The organism is Pandoraea sp. NE5, from assembly GCF_024363545.1.
GTDB classification, from domain to species: domain Bacteria; phylum Pseudomonadota; class Gammaproteobacteria; order Burkholderiales; family Burkholderiaceae; genus Pandoraea; species Pandoraea cepalis.
The window spans coordinates 4596871-4616486 of sequence record NZ_AP025517.1 but is presented as its reverse complement, the minus strand read 5'-3'; the positions used below and the strand labels follow the sequence as shown (position 1 = coordinate 4616486).

Genomic DNA, 19616 nt, shown 5'->3' with positions numbered 1-19616 from the left:
CGATGCGCATGGAATCAGGGTCAAGGAAGGCGGATGCGATAGCGATGGGCGTGGCCCATTGCGACCTTCGGTTAGCGCGATGGGCGGGGGGGCATAGCGCCACCCCCTGCGTTGACGGACAGACGGGTCGGCTGCATTCCCGCGGCCAGGGCAGGGGGTGAAACGTGCGAAATCGCAGCGATCATGCGCGGCCCATTCGGCAAGGAAATCGATGCTTGCGTGGGTTTGGGCAGTGGTGCGGGGGGGATGACTTCGTCCCAGAGGCGTACATTGTTCGCCGTTTGCGCCACGGCGTGGGCCGGTGCAATGGCGGCAACGGGCGCGATGCCCGGCACGTTGGCGACGATGCTGTGCTGCAGGTTCGCCGCACGCGTGCTGGCGAGCAAGGCGTCGCTGACCGCGACCGGAACGCCGCGCATATCGACCGCCTGGGCTTGCGAGGAGACGGCAACGCACGCCCCCACCAGACAACCCATAGCAACGCACGTCGTCTTGACGCTGATCTTCTTGTTCATGGTATGCCCCCCGGCCTCCAATGACTGTCCTCCCAGCACACGTTGTATTTTATGGCGCGATTCGAGAAAAGGAAGGGAAAAAAGTAATAGCGGAATGTTAGAAAATTGAGTAAATAATTTACGCAGATTGCGGTTTGTCGCGCGAAGGCAACATGGAGCGGCGTTCGTGAGTTCGGGACCCGGAACCATGCGGGTTTCGTGCGTAAATTGCGCTACAAGCGAGGTGACGCCTGATGTTTGCCTCATGACGAAGGCTGGAGGGTTTCTTCGGTTTTCGTAGCCGCCTGGGCATGTGTCGAGCATGCGACAGGCGGGCAACTCATGAGCACATCGGGCTTGATAACAAGCGGGGCGGCGGCCCGGGGGCGGGCTGACCGGAACGACGGGGGAAACCATGCGTGTGCTGGTCGTGGGTGAGGCTGCCAGTTGGCTGAGCGGCCTGCAGGTCGCACTGCAGACCGACGCGAACGCGACGCCGCCAGTTTTGCGTCACGTCGACGAGGTGACGGCGCAGGACTGGCTTTGGTTGCGCGAGTTGCCGTCGCGTCGCGCGCTCGTGCTTGCCGAGTCGGTGGCCCGTACGCCAGACATCGATGGTCTGTGTGCGACGGCCGCCGACTGTGCGCCGCCCGTCCCGGTGCTCGTCATCGGAGATGCGGGTTTTCCCGATGAAATCATTCGCTGGCTGCAGGCTGGTGCGGCGGCATGTCTGCCATGGCCGAGTTCGGTTGCGCGCACGCGTGCGGTCTTCGATCTGGCGTTCACGGGCGGTCGATTCGTTCCCGACGAGGCCATCTCGGCATTGCTCGTGCTTTGGCGCCAGGAGGCACTGGGCGAAGCGCTGCCGCTCTCGCGTCTGCCGGTGTTCCCGATGGGCGGCGACAAGGCGACGCAACTGGCCGAGTCGGCGCTGCTCGGAATCTCCGCGCGGCAGTACGAAATTCTGGCACTCCTATCGCGCGGTTTATCCATCAAAACGATCTGCCAGCAACTGGTGATCTCCGAGGGAACCGCCAAGACCCACGTGTCTGCCCTGTATCGGCGGCTCGGCGCCCGCAATCGTGGCGAGGCGATCTACATCGCGGCGCAGCGCGGGGCGCGTCATCTGTTCGAGACCTGACGAGCGGCCCCCCGGCTTGCCCGATCGGATTTCGCGATCATTCAACTCAGAACTTTCCGGGAATCGCTGCGCGATGGTTGGCCGATCGCGGACTGTCGAATTACTATACGAGCTTCGTTTGCCACCCATTGCGACAGGCGCCGCTGACGGCGGCGTCTCGAAGTCGACGGCGATGTCCGTCGACGAGGCACAGGAGTCCACGCGTTGTCCAAGTCGTCCAAGCCGTTCGAATCTGTATTGCCGCAAGGTCCCGCCCCGGTGTCTACGGCATCCGCTGCCGGCCCGTCTTCCGACGCCACCTCGTCGCAGGGGGGCGGCGCCGCGGGTTTGCCGGCGCGCGGCGCGCTCGCCGGCGTGAAGGTGCTCGAACTCGGCACGCTCATCGCGGGTCCGTTTGCCGCGCGCATGCTGGGAGAGTTCGGCGCCGAAGTCATCAAGATCGAGGATCCGCAGCACGGCGATCCGTTGCGCAAGTGGCGCAAGCTGCACCCCGACGCGGGCGGCACGTCGCTCTGGTGGGCCGTGCAGGCGCGTAACAAGAAATCGGTGACGATCAACCTCAAGTCTGCCGAGGGGCAGGAGATCGTGCGCAAGCTCGCCGCGCAGGCCGACATCGTGGTCGAGAATTTCCGTCCCGGGCTGCTCGAGCGATTCGGATTGGGGTACGAGCAACTCTCGGCCGACAATCCGGGGCTCGTGATGGTGCGCCTGTCGGGCTACGGGCAGACCGGGCCGTACCGTGACCGGCCCGGCTTCGGCGCGATTGCCGAGTCGATGGGCGGACTGCGCCATATCACCGGATATCCGGACCTGCCACCGCCGCGCATCGGCATTTCCATTGGCGACTCCATCGCGGCGCTGCACGGCGTGATTGGCGCGATGATGGCGCTGCATCACCGCAATGTGAACGGCGGGCGGGGGCAGGTGGTCGACGTCGCCCTTTACGAGGCCGTTTTCAACCTCATGGAGAGCGTGGTGCCCGAGTACAGTGTGGCCGGCATGGTGCGCGAGCGCACGGGCGCGTCGCTGCCGGGGATCGTGCCGTCGAACACCTATCCGTGCGCCGACGGCATGATTGTGGTGGGCGGCAACAGCGATCCGATCTTCAAGCGGCTGATGCACGCCATCGGCCGGCCCGATCTGGCGGACGATCCCGCCCTTGCGCACAACGACGGCCGCGTGCCGCGCACGCAGGAAATCGACGATGCCATCGGCCAATGGACGCGCACGCGTCCGATCGACGACGCCCTGGCCGTGCTGCAAGGGGCCGACGTGCCGGCAAGCCGTATCTATACCGTGGCCGACATGTTCAAGGATCCCCAGTTCATCGCGCGCGAGATGATTCAGCGTCACACGTTCCCGGACGGCACGCCCATCGATCTGCCGAACGTCACGCCCAAGCTTTCGCAAACGCCGGGGCACACGCAATGGCTCGGCCCGGCACTTGGCGAGCACACCGAAGAGGTGCTCGGGCAACTAGGTTATGATGCCGAACGAATCAAGACACTGCGCGAGAACGGCGTCATTTGAGCTGCGCTGATCTCGCGCAGGACCACGGGGCGCGGCACCGTCTGCGGCTCGCGAATAAGCACGTTACACCAAGAAAAAACGCTGCAACCACGGAGACAAACCTCATGCAACGACGTCAGTTCGTCACGACGCTGGCCGCGGCCGGCTTGATCGGCGCAGGCATTCGCCCCAGCTTCGCGCAAGGCAAACTCGAGAAGACCAAGGTCGCGATCGCCGTCGGCGGCAAGAATCTGTTCTATTACCTGCCGCTCACGATTGCCGAACGCCTGAATTACTTCAAGGACGAGGGTCTCGACGTCGAAATCTCGGATTTCGCCGGTGGCTCGAAGGCGTTGCAAGCCCTCGTGGGCGGTAGCGCCGACGTGGTGTCGGGCGCTTACGAACATACGATCCTGTTGCAGGCGAAAAACCAGTTCATCCGCGCGTTCGTGCTGCAGGGGCGCGCCCCGCAGATCGTCTTCGGCGTGTCGAACAAGACAATGCCGAATTACAAGTCGCTGGCCGACCTGCGTGGCAAGAAGATTGGCGTGACGGCGCCCGGCTCGTCCACCAACATCATGGCGAACTTCGTGCTGGCCAAAGGCGGCGTCAAGCCCAACGAGGTAGCGTTCGTCGGTGTCGGCGCGTCGTCCGGTGCGCTCGCCGCGATTCGCTCGGGCAATATCGACGCCATCGTCAACCTCGATCCGGTGATCACCATGCTCGAGCGCGACAAGGAGATCCGCGTGATCTCGGACACGCGTACGCTCAAGGAGACGGTGTCGGTGTTCGGCGGCCACATGCCAGCGGGGTGCCTGTACACGAACGAATCGTTTATTCAGAAGAATCCGAATACGACGCAGGCGCTGACCAATGCGATGGTCCGTGCGTTGCGCTGGCTTCAGACGGCTGGGCCGGCGGACATCATCAAGACGGTACCCGACGCCTATCTGCTGGGCGACCGCGCCTTGTACCTCGATGCCTGGGGCCGCGTGAAAGAGGCCATGTCCCCGGACGGCCTGATTCCCGCCGACGGCCCGGCCACGGCGTTGCGCACGTTGCAGGCGTTCGACGAATCCGTCAAGGGCAAGCCGATCGATCTGGCGAAGACGTTCACGAACGAATTCACGAAGAAGGCCGACGCCAAGTACAAATGATGACAGCGCCGGCTCTGAGTTTCGACAGCATTACGTGTACGTTCGTCGCGCGAGACGATCGCGCGAAGCGTTACACGGCCGTGGCCGACACCTCGCTCGACATTGCGCCGGGCGAGTTTGTCTCGGTCGTCGGCCCCACCGGTTGCGGCAAGTCGACGTTGCTCAACGTCGCTGCCGGGCTGCTGGCGCCGTCGTCCGGTACCGTCAAGGTGTTCGGCGAGGCGCTCAAGGGCATCAATTCGCGCGCCGGCTATATGTTCCAGGCCGAAGCGCTGATGCCCTGGCGCAACGCCATCGACAACGTGACCGCGGGGCTGGAGTTCCGTGGCGTATCGGCCGAGGAAGCGAAGGCACGCGGACACGAGTGGCTCAAGCGCGTGGGGTTGGGCGGGTTCGGCGATCGCTACCCGCACCAGCTCTCGGGCGGCATGCGCAAGCGCGTGGCCATGGCGCAGACGCTGATTCTCGATCCGGACATCATTCTGATGGACGAGCCGTTCTCGGCGCTTGACATCCAGACGCGTCAGCTCATGGAAAACGAGTTGCTCGACCTGTGGGCGGCCAAGCGCCGGGCGGTGCTGTTCATCACGCACGATCTGGACGAGGCGATAGCGCTATCGGACCGTGTCGTGGTGCTCTCGGCTGGGCCGGGCACGCACCCGATCGGGGAGTTCCGCATCGATCTGCCGCGTCCGCGCGATGTGGCGGAAATCCGCACGCATTCGCGCTTCACCGAGCTGCACGCCCAGATCTGGGACGTGCTGCGAGAGGAAGTGCTCAAGGGCTATGCGCAACAGTTGAAGGCAGTCTGACACGTCATGTGGCAAATCACCGACTTTCTGTTCGGCGGGTGCGGCTGGGTGCAATGGCTGGACTGGCTCGACGGGCTGGATGGGTTCGATTTGCCGGATGGCTTTGGTGGGTCCGATTGGCTTGTCCGATCGCTCGTCTGATATTCCCGGAATTCGTTCGTCATGCGTAATCGTTCGATCATGCGGCACTTGCGGTTGTGGCAATGGCTGCTGCTGGTGGTGGCTTTCCTCGTCTGGTACGTCCTCACGAGCCCGACGCTGCTCCCCGCGTTCTACTTCGACAGCCCCGACAAGGCGGCTTTCTTCTTTGGCGAGCCGCAGAAGGTATTGCTCCAGATCTGGCAGTGGTTCGCCGGCGGGGAGATCTATCTGCATCTCGGCGTCACCCTGCTCGAGACCGTGCTCGCCTTTGTCATCGGCACGGTGTTCGGGCTGGCGGTGGGACTGTGGCTGGCGCTCTCGCCGAGCGCGGGCGCGCTGTTCGATCCGTACATCAAGGCGGCCAACTCGATGCCTCGCGTGATTCTCGCGCCGATCTTCGGCGTGTGGTTCGGGCTTGGCATCTGGTCGAAAGTCGCGCTGGGTGTAACGCTGGTGTTCTTCATCGTGTTCTTCAACGTGTACCAAGGCGTAAAGGAAGTCAGTCCGGTCGTGCTGGCGAATGCCCGCATGCTGGGCGCGAATCAGCGGCAGTTGCTGCGTCGCGTGTATCTGCCGAGCGCCACCAGCTGGGTGTTCTCCAGCCTGCACAACTCGGTCGGACTCGCGTTCGTCGGGGCAGTGGTCGGGGAGTATCTGGGGTCGGCGCGCGGCGTGGGCTACCTGATTCTGCAAGCGGAAGGCACGTTTGACATCAACGCCGTGATTGCCGGCGTCTTGATCCTGACGGCGTTTGCCCTCGTGCTCGACGGGCTCGTCGGTGTGGTCGAACGGCGTTTGCTCGTCTGGCAGCCCCAGGCCGGCGAGACCGAGAAGATGTAAGGTACGGCCGCTGGCGACGCCGATGTCGCCGGCGGTCGTGACGGCATGGCGGCAAATTTGTGGCAGATCCGTGGCCGTTGTGTTGCCACCGAATCGCCGCAACGACAGGCGTGATGCTGTGATGGCGTCATATCCGGGCACCTTTCCTCGGTTACAATTGCCGCATGCGAATCCTGCTCAGCAACGACGATGGGTATCAGGCGCCTGGCCTGGCCGCGCTTTACGAAGCGCTGGCACCGCTTGGCGACATTACCGTAGTGGCGCCCGAACAGAACTGTAGCGGTGCGTCCAATTCTCTGACCCTGCAACGGCCGCTGTCGGTGTTCAAAGGCGGCAACGGCTTCACGTTCATCAACGGCACCCCGACCGATTGCGTGCACATAGCGCTGACCGGGCTGCTCGACGAAAGGCCCGATATCGTTGTGTCCGGCATCAACAACGGCCAGAACATGGGCGAAGACACGCTCTACTCCGGCACAGTGGCGGCGGCCACCGAAGGGTTTCTCTTCGGGATTCCCTCGTTCGCCTTCTCGCAAGTCCATAAAGGCTGGGATCACCTCGATAGCGCCGCGCGTGTGGCGCGCGAGGTCGTCGAGCGGTATATGGAGCGCCCGCTGGGCGCGCCCTTCCTGTTGAACGTCAATATCCCCAATTCGCCGTACGACCACCTTAAGGGCGCAGTGGCGACGCGACTTGGGAAACGGCATCAATCGCAGCCGGTGATCCGTCAGGAGAATCCGCGTGGCGAAACGATTTACTGGATCGGGCCGGCTGGCGACGCGCGCGACAGCAGCGAAGGCACCGATTTTCACGCCGTGGCGCACGATTACGTCTCGGTCACTCCCTTGCAACTGGATCTCACGCATACCGCACGGCTTGGCGTCGTGCACGACTGGCTGGCCAGCGCAGGGGTGACCCAACGATGACGACACCGCCAAAGCGTTTTCCTCTCCCCTTGGCCGATGTGATGAGCCGCCGGCAACGTCAGGCGCCGGTGCTCGACAAGGCGTCGCGGGCCAGTCCCGCCGGCGCGCCGCCTGCCGCGATGACGCGCGCCGCGGCGCCCGCAAGTCAAGGGAACGGAAAGACGCCGACTGGCGGCAATCTTTCTCCGAATACGCACGGCGGCCTGCGGGCTGCCGCGACGCCAATGGCCGGCGCGTCAGCGCGTCCCGGCGGCGCACAGACGCCGCACGCGGTCGTACCGAAAGGACTGGCGCGACCCGCGTCCGCCCCCCACGCGCAGCCCGCGCCGCATGCTGCGAAAGGTGCGCCGCGGCCCACCGTCAAAACAGCGGGGACGGGGCATGCCCAGCCGGGCGCGGCCGTCGGTGCCAGGGGCGCGGTGCGCGGGGTGACGGCAACGAAGGTTTCGGCGGGTGGCACGGGACGCGCGAGCGCCTCGGCGCTCGGGATTTCGCCGGATGGCATCGGACTGACCTCCGAGCGGGTGCGCGCGCGGATGGCTGAACGCGTGGCCGCATCCGGCGTCAAACACCCGGGCGTGCTGGCGGCGCTGGCCACGGTGCCGCGTCACGGATTTGTCGACGCGGCGCTCGCCAATCAGGCCTATGAAGACGCGGCGCTGCCGATCGGACACGGGCAGACGATTTCCAAGCCATCGGTCGTCGGGCGCATGATCGAGCTGCTGCTTGCTGGCGGGCGTCCGCTGGAGAAGGTGCTGGAAATCGGCACGGGATGCGGCTACCAGGCGGCGGTCCTGTCGTGTGTGGCGCGCGACGTGTACTCGATCGAACGCGTGCGTCCGCTCCATGAGCGTGCCAAGGCCAACTTGCGACCGCTGCGGGTGCCGAATATTCGCCTGCATTACGGAGACGGGCGGCTAGGGCTGCCGACGGTCGCGCCGTTCGACGGCATTGTGATTGCCGCTGCCGGACTGGAAATTCCGGACGCGCTGATCGATCAACTCGCCGTTGGCGCACGCCTCATCGCGCCCGTGGGCGGTGAGCAACAGATTTTGACCCTCATCGAGCGCACCGGTACGCGCCAGTGGCGCGAAACCCAGCTTGATAGGGTGTTATTCGTCCCCTTAAAATCGGGCATCATCTAAGCCCGACGGGCCTTATTCTGCGGAGGATTTGAGTGAATTTGCGAGCGGGTTTCCAACAACGCGTCGCCAGCGTCCTGTTGCTGAGCATGCTGGCAGCGTGCGCATCGCGACAAGTCGGGGCGCCGGTCGTCGACCGTACCGTAGGCGGTGTGGCGACCGACGGTAGTGCGCCAGGCGCAGCGCCTGTCATCGACAACACGCCGGTGCCGGCCGGGTATTACCGCGTCAAGCCCGGCGATCGCCTCTATCGCATCGCGCTGGAGAACGGTCAGAACTATCGCGATATCGCGCGCTGGAACAATATCCAGAATGCGGATCAGATCGAGGTTGGCCAGGTCTTGCGTGTGAAGCCACCCGCCGGGGATACCGGCACGCCGTTGCCGGCGCCGCTCGCCAGCAACAATGTGGCCTCGGTGCCGCCGGCGGTCGTGACGCCGCCGGCCAGCGCGTCGGCGACGGCCGCACCGTCTGCACCGTCCGCCGTGTCGAGTGGCGAGTTGCAATTGTCGTGGCCAGCCAAGGGCAATGTCGTTGGCCGCTTCGACGATTCGAAGAACAAGGGCCTGAACATTGGCGGGACCGTAGGCGAGCCTGTCTATGCGGCGGGAGCGGGCAAGGTCGTGTATTCGGGGGCTGGCCTGCGCGGCTATGGCAACCTCGTCATCATCAAACATGACGCTACCTTCTTGACGGCGTATGCGCACAACCGCACACTGTTGGTCAAGGAAGGCGACTCCGTCACGCGGGGTCAGAAAATTGCCGAAATGGGCAACTCGGATGCGGATCGTGTCATGCTGCATTTCGAGGTACGTCGCGACGGCAAGCCTGTAGATCCGATGAAGTATTTGCCGCCTCAATAAACTAGGCAGGGTCGAATGCTCAAGAGAAAGCGTCGCACTTCGCAAGAGGAAGACCTCGCTGCCCCGGAGCCCGATCAGGAAATCGACGATCGGCAATCCCGGCAGGACGAGGACGTGGACGACGCTTTCGACGAGCGCGAGGCGGAGGAGGGCGACGACGCGTCGTCGTCCGACGCGGCCGAAGCCGGTGCCGCCGGCCGCAAGCGCAAGCCCGAGGCCGAGGACTTCGGCACGGTGCTGCAGGCCGAACTTACGGCGGATACCGTCCAGCACTATCTCAACCGTATCAGCGTCAAACCGCTGCTCACGCCCGCGGAAGAATTCGATTACTCCACGCGTGCCCAGGCTGGCGAGTTTGCGGCCCGTCAGGTCATGATCGAGCGCAATCTGCGCCTCGTCGTGAGCATTGCCAAGGGCTATCTCAATCGCGGTGTGCCACTGCTCGATCTGATCGAGGAGGGTAATCTCGGCTTGATGCATGCGATTGAAAAGTTCGACCCGGGTCGCGGGTTCCGTTTTTCAACCTATGCCACGTGGTGGATTCGCCAGAGCATCGAGCGCGCCATCATGAATCAGGCGCGCACCGTACGCTTGCCGGTGCATGTGATTCGCGAACTCAATCAGGTGCTGCGCGCGAAGCGTCATCTTGAAAAGAGTGCGGCGTATGTCGATGGTGGCGAGCAGCGCGACGCAAGTATCGAAGACATTGCCGATTTGACCGGCAAAACGCCCGAAGAGGTGATCGACATCCTCGCGCTCAACGAGCACGTGGCGTCGCTGGACGCGCCGCTGGAAATCGATCCGGGCAGTAGCTTGCTCGATTTGCTCTCGGACGATCACAGTGCGGCCCCGGAGCAGGAGGTGCAGCATCGCGAGCTGGAAGACCTCATGCGCCTTTGGCTCTCGCGCCTGTCCACCAAGCATCGCTACGTCATCGAGCGACGGTTCGGACTTAACCGCGTGGAACCCGCCACGCTGGAAGAACTGGCCGACGAAATGGGACTGACGCGCGAGCGCGTGCGTCAGATCCAGCAAGAGGCGCTCGTCAAGCTCAAGCGCTATTTCGCATCCAATGGGGTGCGCAAGGACGCCGTGCTCTGATTGGTGTCGACCTCGACGACCGCCGCCATTCGCCGCCCGCGTCATCGGGGGCGGCATGCCATGACGTCGCCGTGATGCGGCGGCGCGCACTGAATTTCACTTCACATTCTGACCATGTCATCACCTGTCCTCGTCTTCGATATTGAAACGATCCCCGACGTTGACGGCCTGCGCAAGCTCGAGCCGGCGTACGCCGGGCTGTCCGACGATGCCGTGGCCGACGCCGCCTTTGCCGCCCGCCGTGAAAAGGTGGGGCACGACTTCCTGCCGTTGCACTTGCAGCGCGTTGCGGCAATCTCGTGCGTGTTTCGCGATCGCGACGGCTTTCGTGTGAAATCCCTCGGTACGCTCGACGATGGCGAGGCGGCACTCGTCTCTGGCTTCTACCGCACGATCGAGAAGTACGCGCCGCAACTCGTGTCGTGGAATGGCGGCGGCTTCGACCTGCCCGTGTTGCATTACCGCGCGATGATTCACGGCATTGCCGCGCCGCGCTATTGGGACATGGGTGAGGACGACCGCGAGTTCAAGTGGAACAACTACATCAGCCGATATCACCAACGTCATCTGGATTTGATGGATCTTCTGGCGATGTATCAGGGCCGTGCAAACGCGCCGCTCGACGACCTGGCCAAGCTGTGCGGGTTTCCAGGCAAGCTCGGCATGGACGGCAGCAAGGTCTGGGAAGCGTTCCGCGCGGGCAAGCTTGAGGAGATTCGCAATTACTGCGAGACGGACGTGGTGAACACGTATCTGGTCTATTGCCGCTTTCAGTTGATGCGGGGCGGTTTGCGTCAGGCGGAGTACGCGCAGGAGATCGAATTCGTGAGACGCTCGCTCGAAGAGGAAGCGGCGCCGCACTGGAAGGAATATCTCGCCGCCTGGGCGTGATCGCCTGAGTTTGGGGCCGGGGGATGTCGGCGCTGCGCGAACGAGCGTACGTCAGTGGCGAGCGAATCGATTAAAATGTTCGGTTTGCTGTCGCACATGAGAACAACGACGTGACCCGCTCCTCCCGAAATTCCTCACGCGGCCGGCCGGCTGCCGAGCCCGGCATTATCGATATCGAATCGCTCGACATGGAAGCGCGCGGCGTCGGCCGCACCGCGCCCGAGGGCGAGCCGGGTGCACCGGACTACAAGCCCGGCAAGGTGATCTTTGTCGAAGGCGCGCTGCCGGGCGAACGCGTCACCTATCTCAGCTATCGTCGCAAACCCAAATTCGAGCAGGCCGAAGCCATTGATGTGCTGCGCGCCAGCCCGATGCGCGCCAAGCCACAGTGTCCGCACTTCGGCAAGTGCGGTGGGTGCTCGATGCAGCATCTCGAGCCGCGTGCACAAATCGCAATCAAGCAGCGTGTGCTCGAGGACAATCTGGCGCGTCTGGGCAAGGTGAAGGCCGAAGCCATCCTTCGGCCCATTCAGGGGCCAGACTGGGGCTATCGCTTCCGTGCACGTCTGACGGTGCGATACGTCCCGAAAAAGGGGGGCGTGCTCATCGGATTCCATGAGCGCAGGAGCAGCTACGTGGCCGACATGGACTCGTGCGAAGTGCTGCCCCGCCACGTTTCTGACATGCTCGTGCCGTTGCGGCGCCTGGTCGAGTCGCTGTCCATTCGGGAACGTCTGCCGCAGATCGAACTGGCGATCGGCGCCGAGGTGACGGCGCTCGTGCTGCGTATTCTCGAGCCCCTCACGCCAGCGGACGAGGACATTCTGCGCGCCTTCGCTGAGGCAAATCACGTCCAGTTCTGGGTTCAACCGAAGGGGCCGGACACCGCGGTGCCGTTCTACCCGCTGGACCCGGAATTGCATTACACCCTGCCGGAATATCAGATCCGGATGCCGTTCAAGCCGACGGACTTCACGCAGGTCAACCATCAGATCAACCGTGTGCTCGTGCATCGCGCGTTGCGCTTGCTGGCGCCGGCGTCGCATGAGCGTGTGCTCGATCTGTTCTGCGGCCTGGGGAACTTCACGCTGCCACTGGCGCGTCGCGCCGGCACCGTCATGGGGATCGAGGGCAGCACCGCGCTCACGGAGCGTGCGCTCGCGAACGCGCAACGTAATGGCGTGGCCGAACGGACCGAATTCGCGTGCCGGAACCTGTTCGACATCACACCGGAGGATATTCGCGCATTGGGTGCGTTTGACCGCTACCTGATCGATCCGCCGCGCGAAGGGGCACTGGCGGTATCGAAGGCGCTCGCCGAATTGGCGCAGCAGGGCTACGACGGCCTGCCCAAGCGCATCGTCTACGTTTCCTGCAGTCCGGCAACGCTGGCGCGTGACGCGGGCGTGCTCGTGCATGAAGCGGGCTATCGCCTGACGCTGGCCGGGGTGGTGAACATGTTCCCACACACGTCGCACGTCGAGTCGATGGCCGTGTTCGAGCATGAGAGCATCGGGCAGCCGTGGGTGCCGACGGTGCGGGTGTCGGCGTCGGATGCTTCCGCCGATCAGGCCGATCAGGGCATTGAGGGCGTTGAGGCGATTGCCGGTGCTACCGGTGGCGACGGCGTGATTCACGACGAGGCCTGATCGTGCGTGATGGCGGCGGCTGGCCATCGGTTGCGGCGGCCGCGGCGCTGCAGCGGCCAATGGATCCGGGCGGGCGGAGTGCAGGCCTGAGCGACCCGGCCCACTAGCGCATCGGGTGGGCCGCACATCGTAAAATCCCGTCACGCAAAGAAAAAGCCAGTCCCGAAGGACTGGCTTTTTCGCATCCGCGGCGTGGTGCGGAGTTGCCCGCCGCACCACCTGTCGGTCGCGTCAGTTGCGATTGCCGCCGAGCACGCCGAGAATGGCCAGCAGATTGGTGAAAATGTTGTACAGGTCAAGGTAAATGGCCAGCGTCGCGGTGACGTAGTTCGTCTCGCCGCCATTCACGACACGCTGCACATCGAACAGGATGTACGCGGAGAAGATGGCGATGGCGATCACCGACACCGTCAGCATCAGCGCCGGCAGTTGCAGCCAGATATTGGCGACCGAGGCCAGCAGGATCACGAGCACGCCCATGAACAGCCACTTGCCCAGCCCGCTGAAGTCACGTTTGCTGACCGTGGCGACCGTTGCCATGACGCCGAAAATCACGGCGGTGCCACCGAACGCCATCATGATGAGCGATGCGCCGTTCGAGAATCCCAGCACGAAGCTCAGCAACCGTGTGAGCATCAACCCCATGAAGAACGTAAAGCCCAGCAGCAACGCCACCCCCACGCCGCTGTTCTTGAAGCGCTCAATGGCGAACATGAAGCCGAATGCGATCGCGAGGAACGCGATCATGCTGACCATCGGGCTGCCCGCGAACAGCGCGAAGCCATAGTTCACGCCCAGCCAGGCCCCCGCAATCGTCGGCAGCATCGACAACGCGAGCAGCCAGTACGTATTGCGCAGCACCTTGTTGCGCATCTGTACGGTCGTGACGTCGCGCATCCCGCCGTAGCCGAAACGTTGGAAATCCTGGTTCATATCTTGTGTTCTCCGTGGTCATTGTGCCCGCCGGCGGGGCCGGCAAGCGCCTCTTGACGCTTACGACAACCGGCTTTAGTCGCCGGTCGATCCCCCGCAGCCATTCGTCTGGCTCGTCGTCGAAGCCACAGGATACCGAAAGATGGCGGGGAAAGCGCTCGGACGCTTCTCAAAATGTCAGGGCGAATGCCTGAATTTCAATCCGCCGCGTCGTTGTCCAACCCTCCTATGTAGGGAAGGTGTCGGAATCCCGCGATGATCCTGACTTCACGACAAGCCGGATCGTCCCGGCCGTCCTGCGTTTGAGCGGTATGCGCACTGTAGGTTCCATCCCCATCATAACAGCCTTCGTGCTACAATCACGGGTTCATGTTGGTTGTATAACTGCTTAATTTTTTGGAGTTTTTCATGGCAGTCGAACGCACTTTGTCGATTATCAAGCCCGATGCCGTTGCCAAGAACGTGATCGGCCAGATCTATAGCCGCTTCGAGAACGCGGGCCTGAAGATCGCTGCTGCCAAGCTGGTGCATCTGTCGCGCGCCGAAGCCGAGCAATTCTACGCCGTGCACAAGGAACGTCCGTTCTTCAAGGATCTGGTCGATTTCATGGTCTCGGGCCCGGTGATGATCCAGGTTCTGGAAGGCGAGAACGCCGTGGCGAAGCATCGCGATCTGATGGGTGCCACCGACCCGAAGAAGGCTGAGAAGGGCACGATCCGCGCCGACTTCGCCGATAGCATCGACGCCAACGCCGTGCACGGCTCGGACGCCGCTGAAACGGCTGCCGTGGAAGTGTCGTTCTTCTTCCCGGGCATGAACGTCTACGCGCGCTAAGCCGCGTTTAGCCGCTCCATGGCAGGAAGTTACCGAAGGGATGTTGAAGGACCCAGGTCATGACCAACCTCACGAATCTGCTTGATTACGATCCGGACGGTCTGGCCGCCTATTGCGGCTCGCTCGGCGAGAAGCCGTTCCGTGCCCGCCAGCTCCAGCGTTGGATCCACCAGATGGGCGCCGCCGATTTCGACGGCATGACCGATCTGGCCAAGTCGCTGCGCGAGAAGTTGCGCACACGCGCAACGATCGCGTCGCCCGATGTCATCACCGACCACCTGTCGGCTGACGGCACGCGCAAATGGCTGCTGGACGTGGGCAACGGCGATGCCGTCGAAACGGTCTACATCCCCGAGGAAACGCGCGGCACGCTTTGCGTCTCTTCGCAGGCGGGCTGCGCCGTCAATTGCCGGTTTTGTTCGACCGGCAAGCAGGGTTTCTCTCGCAATCTGTCGCTCGGCGAGATCATTGGTCAGTTGTGGATGGCCGAATTCGCATTGCGCCGCGACCTCGGACGCGAGGGCAAGAACGAGCGCGTTATCACCAACGTGGTGATGATGGGCATGGGCGAGCCGCTGCTCAACTTCGAGAATGTTGTGGGGGCGATGCGCCTGATGCTCGATGACAACGCCTATGGGTTGTCACGTCGCCGTGTCACGCTGTCGACCTCGGGTGTCGTGCCGATGATGGATCGGCTGGGCCAGGAGTTGCCCGTGGCGTTGGCGGTGTCGCTGCACGCGCCGAACGACGCGCTGCGCGATGTCCTCGTGCCGCTCAACAAGAAATATCCGTTACGCGAGCTGATGGGCGCGTGCGAGCGTTACCTGGAAGTGGCGCCACGCGATTTCATCACGTTCGAGTACTGCATGCTCGACGGTGTGAACGACACCGAGGCGCATGCGCGCGAGCTGGTTGCGCTGACGCGCGACGTGCCGTGCAAATTCAATCTGATCCCGTTCAATCCGTTTCCCGAGTCCGGGCTGTTGCGCTCGAAGGATCCGCAGATCAAGCGCTTTGCGCAAGTTCTGCTCGACGCAGGCCTCGTGACGACCGTGCGCAAGACGCGTGGCGACGACATCGACGCCGCTTGCGGTCAACTCGCCGGCGAGGTGCAGGATCGCACGCGACTTGCACAACGCGGCAAATTCGGGAAAATCGCGGTCGAGGTGCGTACCGTATGACGTTGCGCATGGGCGAGCGCGGACCGTGGCGAGGGCCGTCGGCCCCGCGCGTGCCATGTCGCTCGTCGGATCTGTCTCGCACGACAGCATTCCTTGCGCAGGGCGCGTTTTGTGTCCTGCGCGATTCCTTCAGTTCCTTGCAGAAACTTCTGATGCGCCGAGCAGATTCTTACGCCGCGCGCACGGCAGGTGATGGTGGGGAATTGTGGTCAGCATATCCTCAGCCGCTGCGGGCGGCTGCTTACGAACGGGGGCGTATCGATGGATAACCAGAATCAGGCGCAAGCCGGCGGGCAAGCCGAGGCTCAGGGCCCGGGCGCGTCACAGGGCGCGGCCGCCGGATGGGCTGAGCTGGGAGCGCAGGTGGGAGCGCAACTGGCCGCATTGCGCGAGAAGCGCGGCATGTCGATCGAAGACGTGTCGGCGCGCCTGAAAATCTCGGTGCAAAAGCTCAAGCGCCTGGAAACCGGCGAGTGGGAAGCGCTGCCGGAAATCCCGTTCATTCTGGGGGTCGTGCGCAGTTATGCACGTATGCTCGGGGCCGACCCGGAGCCGATGGTCGAGCCGCTGCGCAGTTTCGGCCGCGCCGCTGCCGTCGACGTTCCGCAGGCGCCGGTGGGCCAGCCCAGCATCCCGAAGAGCCCGGTGCGTTTCCGCTCGCCGGTCGCCGCGTCGCAGGCCAAATGGCCTTGGGCATTGGTGGCTCTGGTCGTGATCGCGGGCGCCGCGTGGTACTTCGGCAACGCCCACAAGGCGGGCCGTGGGTCGGTCGAGCCAGCCGAGCTGGCCAGCGCTGTGTCGGCGCAGGGGGCGGAGCCCGCCAGCCAGCCCGTGGTGACCGACGCCAATGGCACGCCGCCGGGCGCGGAAAGCGCGAACATCGGAAATACGGAAAGCACGGTCGACAGCGCTTCGGCCACGACGGCGGCGGGCCCGGGCCTGATCGCCGCGGCCGACCCGACGCATGTGGTTGCCGGGCTCGCCGGGGCGAGTTCGCCTTTGGCGGCAGCGCCCGCGCCGGCATCTGCGGTCAGCGCGGTCGCGCCCGGGACCGGCAAGATTTCGTTGCGGCTGAAATCCGATAGCTGGGTCGAAGTGCGTTCGAAGGGCGGCAAGGTGCTGTTCTCCCAGTTGATGCGCGCGGGTACCGCACAGGAAATTACGGGCGATGCGCCGCTCAAGATCGTTGTGGGCAACGTGGCGGGCGTCGAATCGCTGGAATTCAACGGTCAACCGGTCGAGATCAAGTCCCGCAATGCGGGTAACGTGGCGCGTCTGACGCTGCAGTGAGACCGAAAGAGGGTAATCATGGCTTCTGTAGAATGCATGCCGATCATCGGCGGTCCGGCACCTCGTCGTCAGTCGCGTAAGGTCGCCATTCGCTGTGGCGGCCAGCTCGTGACGGTCGGTGGCGACTCGCCGATTCGCGTGCAATCGATGACCAACACCGATACCGCAGACGCAATCGGTACGGCCATTCAGGTCAAGGAACTCGCGCAGGCGGGCTCGGAACTGGTGCGCATCACGGTGAACACCCCCGAAGCGGCCGCCGCGGTGCCGGCGATTCGCGATCAACTCGATCGCATGGGCGTAGCCGTGCCGCTCGTGGGCGACTTCCACTACAACGGCCATAAGCTGCTCGCCGACTACCCGGCATGCGCCGAGGCGTTGTCGAAGTACCGCATCAATCCGGGGAACGTCGGGCAGGGCGCCAAGCGAGATACGCAGTTCTCGCAAATGATCGAAATGGCGATCAAGTACGACAAGCCGGTGCGAATCGGCGTGAATTGGGGCAGCCTGGACCAGGCGTTGCTCGCGCGCATCATGGACGAGAACGCTGCTCGCGCCCATCCCTGGGACGCGCAAAGCGTGATGTACGAAGCGCTCATCACGTCGGCGCTCGAGTCGGCGGCGTTGGCGCAGCGCGTGGGTCTGTCGGCCGACAAGATCTTGCTGTCGTGTAAGGTGAGCGCCGTGCAGGACCTGATCGCCGTGTATCGCGAACTGGCCAAGCGGTGCGACTACGCGCTGCATTTGGGATTGACCGAAGCCGGCATGGGCTCGAAGGGTATCGTGGCGTCGACGGCGGCGCTGTCGGTGCTGCTGCAGGAAGGGATCGGCGATACGATCCGCATCTCGCTTACGCCCGAGCCGGGCGGTGCGCGTACCGCGGAAGTTGTCGTGGCGCAGGAAATTCTGCAGACGATGGGCCTGCGTGCGTTCGCGCCGATGGTCATCGCCTGCCCGGGTTGCGGCCGCACGACGAGCACGGTGTTCCAGGAGCTCGCTTCCAGTATTCAGACATATCTGCGTGAACAAATGCCGGTATGGAAGGCTCAATATCCTGGCGTCGAGACCATGAACGTGGCGGTGATGGGCTGCATCGTGAATGGTCCGGGGGAATCGAAGCACGCGAACATCGGCATCAGCTTGCCGGGGTCGGGCGAATCGCCGGCCGCGCCGGTCTTTGTCGATGGCGAAAAGGTCCGCACGCTGCGCGGCGATCGCATCGCCGAAGAGTTCCAGCAGATCGTCGACGAGTACGTGAAGACCCGCTACGCTCAGACCGAAGGGGCGGTCACCGCCTAAGCAGGCAGGACACAAGAAAATATGACTGACGCAAAGAAGAAGCGCCCCGCCAAACTGGCCGGGGTCAAAGGCATGAACGACATCCTCCCGCAGGATGAGGCCTTATGGGAGTTTTTCGAGGAATCGGTGCGCGCCATGCTGCGCGCGTACGGCTATCAGCAGATCCGCACGCCGATCCTCGAGCATACGTCGTTGTTCACGCGCGGTATTGGCGAAGTGACCGATATCGTCGAGAAGGAGATGTACAGCTTCACCGATTCGCTCAACGGCGAGCAGCTCACGATGCGCCCTGAGGGAACGGCTGCGGCGGTTCGGGCAACGCTCGAACACAATTTGCTGTACAGCGGCCCGAAGCGCCTGTGGTACTTCGGTCCAATGTTCCGCCACGAGAAGCCGCAGCGCGGCCGCTATCGCCAGTTCCACCAGGTGGGGGTTGAAGCACTGGGGCTTGCCGGCCCGGATGCGGACGTCGAAATCATCCTGATGTGCCAGCGCCTGTGGGACGATCTCGGCCTGACCGGCATCCAGTTGCAACTGAACTCGCTGGGCCAGGGCGAAGAGCGTGCGCGTCATCGCGCCGATCTGATTGCCTATCTCGAGAAGCACGTCGACCTGCTCGACGAAGACGGCAAGCGCCGTCTCTACACGAATCCGTTGCGCGTGCTCGATACGAAGAACCCGGCGATGCAGGCGATGGTCGAAGGGGCGCCGAAACTCATCGATTATCTCGGCGAGGACTCGATCAAGCACTTCGAAGGCGTGCAGTCGCTGCTCAAGGCGAACAACATTCCGTTCACGATCAATCCGCGTCTGGTGCGCGGTCTGGATTACTACAACCTGACCGTGTTCGAATGGGTGACCGACAAGCTCGGCGCGCAGGGTACGGTCGCCGGTGGCGGCCGCTACGATCCGCTGGTCGAGCAACTGGGTGGCGACGCCACGCCGGCGTGCGGCTGGGCGATGGGCGTTGAGCGCATTCTCGAATTGTTGCGCGAAGACGACCTCGTGCCGCAGGCCGAAGGGGCCGACGTCTACGTCGTGCACCAGGGTGAGGCGGCGGTTGCGCCGGCCTTGATCGCGGCCGAACGCATGCGCGACGCCGGGTTGAACGTCGTGTTCCATTGCAGCCCGGACGGCAAGGGCAGCAGCTTCAAGTCGCAAATGAAGCGAGCGGATGCGAGCGGCGCGAACTTCGCCATCATCGTCGGTGAAAACGAAGTAGCGTCGGGTACCGTCGTCGTCAAGCATCTGCGTGCCGCCGATCCGGCGAACAACCAGACGAGCGTGGCGTTCGAGGCCCTCGCGGAACACCTGATCGACGCCATCGTCGCCAGTGCCGACGAAAGCGTGAACGAAAGCCTGGCCGATGACGGCACGGCGAACACGACGCTTCACTAACCCAAGACGCCAGAC

19 protein-coding genes are annotated in these 19616 nt (G+C 63.7%); 17 read left to right on the top strand and 2 right to left on the bottom strand.

Annotated elements, in window-relative coordinates; translation table 11 throughout:
• Positions 1–71: 71 nt before the first annotated feature.
• Positions 72–704: a hypothetical protein gene (locus tag PanNE5_RS20875; RefSeq protein WP_261938745.1), complete on the bottom strand. Its 633-nt coding sequence runs from the start codon at positions 702–704 to the stop codon at positions 72–74.
• A 205-nt stretch (positions 705–909) separates the two neighbouring features.
• On the opposite strand from PanNE5_RS20875, the gene PanNE5_RS20870 reads away from it, so the two are divergent.
• The 12 genes from PanNE5_RS20870 (at position 910) to rlmD (ending at position 12666) form a co-directional block, all read left to right on the top strand.
• Entirely contained in the window at positions 910–1635 is a 726-nt protein-coding gene (locus PanNE5_RS20870) for a helix-turn-helix transcriptional regulator (protein ID WP_017231417.1), read from the top strand.
• 327 nt (positions 1636–1962) lie between these two features.
• On the top strand, positions 1963–3165 hold the full coding sequence (locus PanNE5_RS20865; protein WP_261939883.1) for a CaiB/BaiF CoA transferase family protein: 1203 nt from the start codon (positions 1963–1965) through the stop codon (positions 3163–3165).
• Positions 3166–3269: 104 nt separating this feature from the next.
• Positions 3270–4301, top strand: coding sequence for an ABC transporter substrate-binding protein (locus PanNE5_RS20860; RefSeq protein WP_017231419.1), 1032 nt, complete (start codon positions 3270–3272; stop codon positions 4299–4301).
• Positions 4301–5113 carry an ABC transporter ATP-binding protein gene (locus PanNE5_RS20855; protein ID WP_026131493.1) on the top strand — a complete coding sequence of 271 codons (813 nt, stop codon included), beginning with the start codon at positions 4301–4303 and terminating at the stop codon, positions 5111–5113. Before PanNE5_RS20860 ends, PanNE5_RS20855 begins: the two co-directional genes overlap by 1 nt.
• 6 nt (positions 5114–5119) lie before the next feature.
• On the top strand, positions 5120–5254 hold the full coding sequence (locus tag PanNE5_RS20850; protein ID WP_261938744.1) for a hypothetical protein: 135 nt from the start codon (positions 5120–5122) through the stop codon (positions 5252–5254).
• 21 nt (positions 5255–5275) lie between these two features.
• A complete protein-coding gene (locus tag PanNE5_RS20845; protein ID WP_017231422.1) occupies positions 5276–6094 on the top strand; it encodes an ABC transporter permease in 819 nt (272 codons plus the stop codon).
• A 164-nt stretch (positions 6095–6258) separates the two neighbouring features.
• Entirely contained in the window at positions 6259–7020 is a 762-nt protein-coding gene (surE, locus tag PanNE5_RS20840; RefSeq protein WP_017231423.1) for a 5'/3'-nucleotidase SurE, read from the top strand.
• Complete coding sequence (locus PanNE5_RS20835) at positions 7017–8165, top strand: protein-L-isoaspartate(D-aspartate) O-methyltransferase (RefSeq protein WP_261938743.1); 1149 nt, start codon at positions 7017–7019, stop codon at positions 8163–8165. The genes surE and PanNE5_RS20835 overlap by 4 nt, the downstream gene beginning before the upstream one ends.
• Before the next feature lie 86 nt (positions 8166–8251).
• The gene (locus PanNE5_RS20830) at positions 8252–9025 is read left to right on the top strand and encodes a peptidoglycan DD-metalloendopeptidase family protein (RefSeq protein WP_240756292.1); all 774 of its coding nucleotides are present in this window, start codon (positions 8252–8254) and stop codon (positions 9023–9025) included.
• Positions 9026–9040: 15 nt separating this feature from the next.
• Positions 9041–10126, top strand: a complete 1086-nt coding sequence (gene rpoS / locus PanNE5_RS20825; RefSeq protein WP_017231642.1) for an RNA polymerase sigma factor RpoS — start codon at positions 9041–9043, stop codon at positions 10124–10126.
• Positions 10127–10240: 114 nt separating this feature from the next.
• Positions 10241–11017, top strand: coding sequence for a 3'-5' exonuclease (locus tag PanNE5_RS20820; RefSeq protein WP_017231641.1), 777 nt, complete (start codon positions 10241–10243; stop codon positions 11015–11017).
• Positions 11018–11205: 188 nt separating this feature from the next.
• A complete protein-coding gene (rlmD, locus tag PanNE5_RS20815) occupies positions 11206–12666 on the top strand; it encodes a 23S rRNA (uracil(1939)-C(5))-methyltransferase RlmD (RefSeq protein WP_410007599.1) in 1461 nt (486 codons plus the stop codon).
• A 231-nt stretch (positions 12667–12897) separates the two neighbouring features.
• On the opposite strand, the gene PanNE5_RS20810 is transcribed toward rlmD, so the two are convergent.
• Positions 12898–13563, bottom strand: coding sequence for a Bax inhibitor-1/YccA family protein (locus tag PanNE5_RS20810; RefSeq protein WP_369751541.1), 666 nt, complete (start codon positions 13561–13563; stop codon positions 12898–12900).
• Positions 13564–14007: 444 nt separating this feature from the next.
• Here PanNE5_RS20810 and ndk point away from each other — a divergent pair, with 444 nt between their 5' ends.
• The 5 genes from ndk (at position 14008) to hisS (ending at position 19601) form a co-directional block, all read left to right on the top strand.
• Complete coding sequence (ndk, locus tag PanNE5_RS20805; RefSeq protein WP_017231638.1) at positions 14008–14433, top strand: nucleoside-diphosphate kinase; 426 nt, start codon at positions 14008–14010, stop codon at positions 14431–14433.
• A gap of 59 nt (positions 14434–14492) precedes the next feature.
• The gene (gene rlmN, locus PanNE5_RS20800; protein ID WP_261938742.1) at positions 14493–15614 is read left to right on the top strand and encodes a 23S rRNA (adenine(2503)-C(2))-methyltransferase RlmN; all 1122 of its coding nucleotides are present in this window, start codon (positions 14493–14495) and stop codon (positions 15612–15614) included.
• 261 nt (positions 15615–15875) lie between these two features.
• Positions 15876–16904, top strand: coding sequence for a RodZ domain-containing protein (locus PanNE5_RS20795; RefSeq protein WP_261938741.1), 1029 nt, complete (start codon positions 15876–15878; stop codon positions 16902–16904).
• 18 nt (positions 16905–16922) lie between these two features.
• On the top strand, positions 16923–18203 hold the full coding sequence (gene ispG, locus PanNE5_RS20790) for a flavodoxin-dependent (E)-4-hydroxy-3-methylbut-2-enyl-diphosphate synthase (protein ID WP_261938740.1): 1281 nt from the start codon (positions 16923–16925) through the stop codon (positions 18201–18203).
• A 21-nt stretch (positions 18204–18224) separates the two neighbouring features.
• Positions 18225–19601, top strand: a complete 1377-nt coding sequence (gene hisS / locus PanNE5_RS20785; protein ID WP_130025657.1) for a histidine--tRNA ligase — start codon at positions 18225–18227, stop codon at positions 19599–19601.
• The last annotated feature ends 15 nt before the right edge of the window (positions 19602–19616 follow it).

Coding starts and splice junctions, on each gene's coding strand:
- PanNE5_RS20875 (WP_261938745.1), bottom strand. CDS start 704: ATGGTTCCGGGTCCCGAACTCACGAACGCCGCTCCATGTTGCCTTCGC.
- PanNE5_RS20870 (WP_017231417.1), top strand. CDS start 910: ATGCGTGTGCTGGTCGTGGGTGAGGCTGCCAGTTGGCTGAGCGGCCTG.
- PanNE5_RS20860 (WP_017231419.1), top strand. CDS start 3,270: ATGCAACGACGTCAGTTCGTCACGACGCTGGCCGCGGCCGGCTTGATC.
- PanNE5_RS20855 (WP_026131493.1), top strand. CDS start 4,301: ATGACAGCGCCGGCTCTGAGTTTCGACAGCATTACGTGTACGTTCGTC.
- PanNE5_RS20850 (WP_261938744.1), top strand. CDS start 5,120: ATGTGGCAAATCACCGACTTTCTGTTCGGCGGGTGCGGCTGGGTGCAA.
- PanNE5_RS20845 (WP_017231422.1), top strand. CDS start 5,276: ATGCGTAATCGTTCGATCATGCGGCACTTGCGGTTGTGGCAATGGCTG.
- surE (WP_017231423.1), top strand. CDS start 6,259: ATGCGAATCCTGCTCAGCAACGACGATGGGTATCAGGCGCCTGGCCTG.
- PanNE5_RS20835 (WP_261938743.1), top strand. CDS start 7,017: ATGACGACACCGCCAAAGCGTTTTCCTCTCCCCTTGGCCGATGTGATG.
- PanNE5_RS20830 (WP_240756292.1), top strand. CDS start 8,252: ATGCTGGCAGCGTGCGCATCGCGACAAGTCGGGGCGCCGGTCGTCGAC.
- rpoS (WP_017231642.1), top strand. CDS start 9,041: ATGCTCAAGAGAAAGCGTCGCACTTCGCAAGAGGAAGACCTCGCTGCC.
- PanNE5_RS20820 (WP_017231641.1), top strand. CDS start 10,241: ATGTCATCACCTGTCCTCGTCTTCGATATTGAAACGATCCCCGACGTT.
- rlmD (WP_410007599.1), top strand. CDS start 11,206: ATGGAAGCGCGCGGCGTCGGCCGCACCGCGCCCGAGGGCGAGCCGGGT.
- PanNE5_RS20810 (WP_369751541.1), bottom strand. CDS start 13,563: ATGCGCGACGTCACGACCGTACAGATGCGCAACAAGGTGCTGCGCAAT.
- ndk (WP_017231638.1), top strand. CDS start 14,008: ATGGCAGTCGAACGCACTTTGTCGATTATCAAGCCCGATGCCGTTGCC.
- rlmN (WP_261938742.1), top strand. CDS start 14,493: ATGACCAACCTCACGAATCTGCTTGATTACGATCCGGACGGTCTGGCC.
- PanNE5_RS20795 (WP_261938741.1), top strand. CDS start 15,876: ATGGATAACCAGAATCAGGCGCAAGCCGGCGGGCAAGCCGAGGCTCAG.
- ispG (WP_261938740.1), top strand. CDS start 16,923: ATGGCTTCTGTAGAATGCATGCCGATCATCGGCGGTCCGGCACCTCGT.
- hisS (WP_130025657.1), top strand. CDS start 18,225: ATGACTGACGCAAAGAAGAAGCGCCCCGCCAAACTGGCCGGGGTCAAA.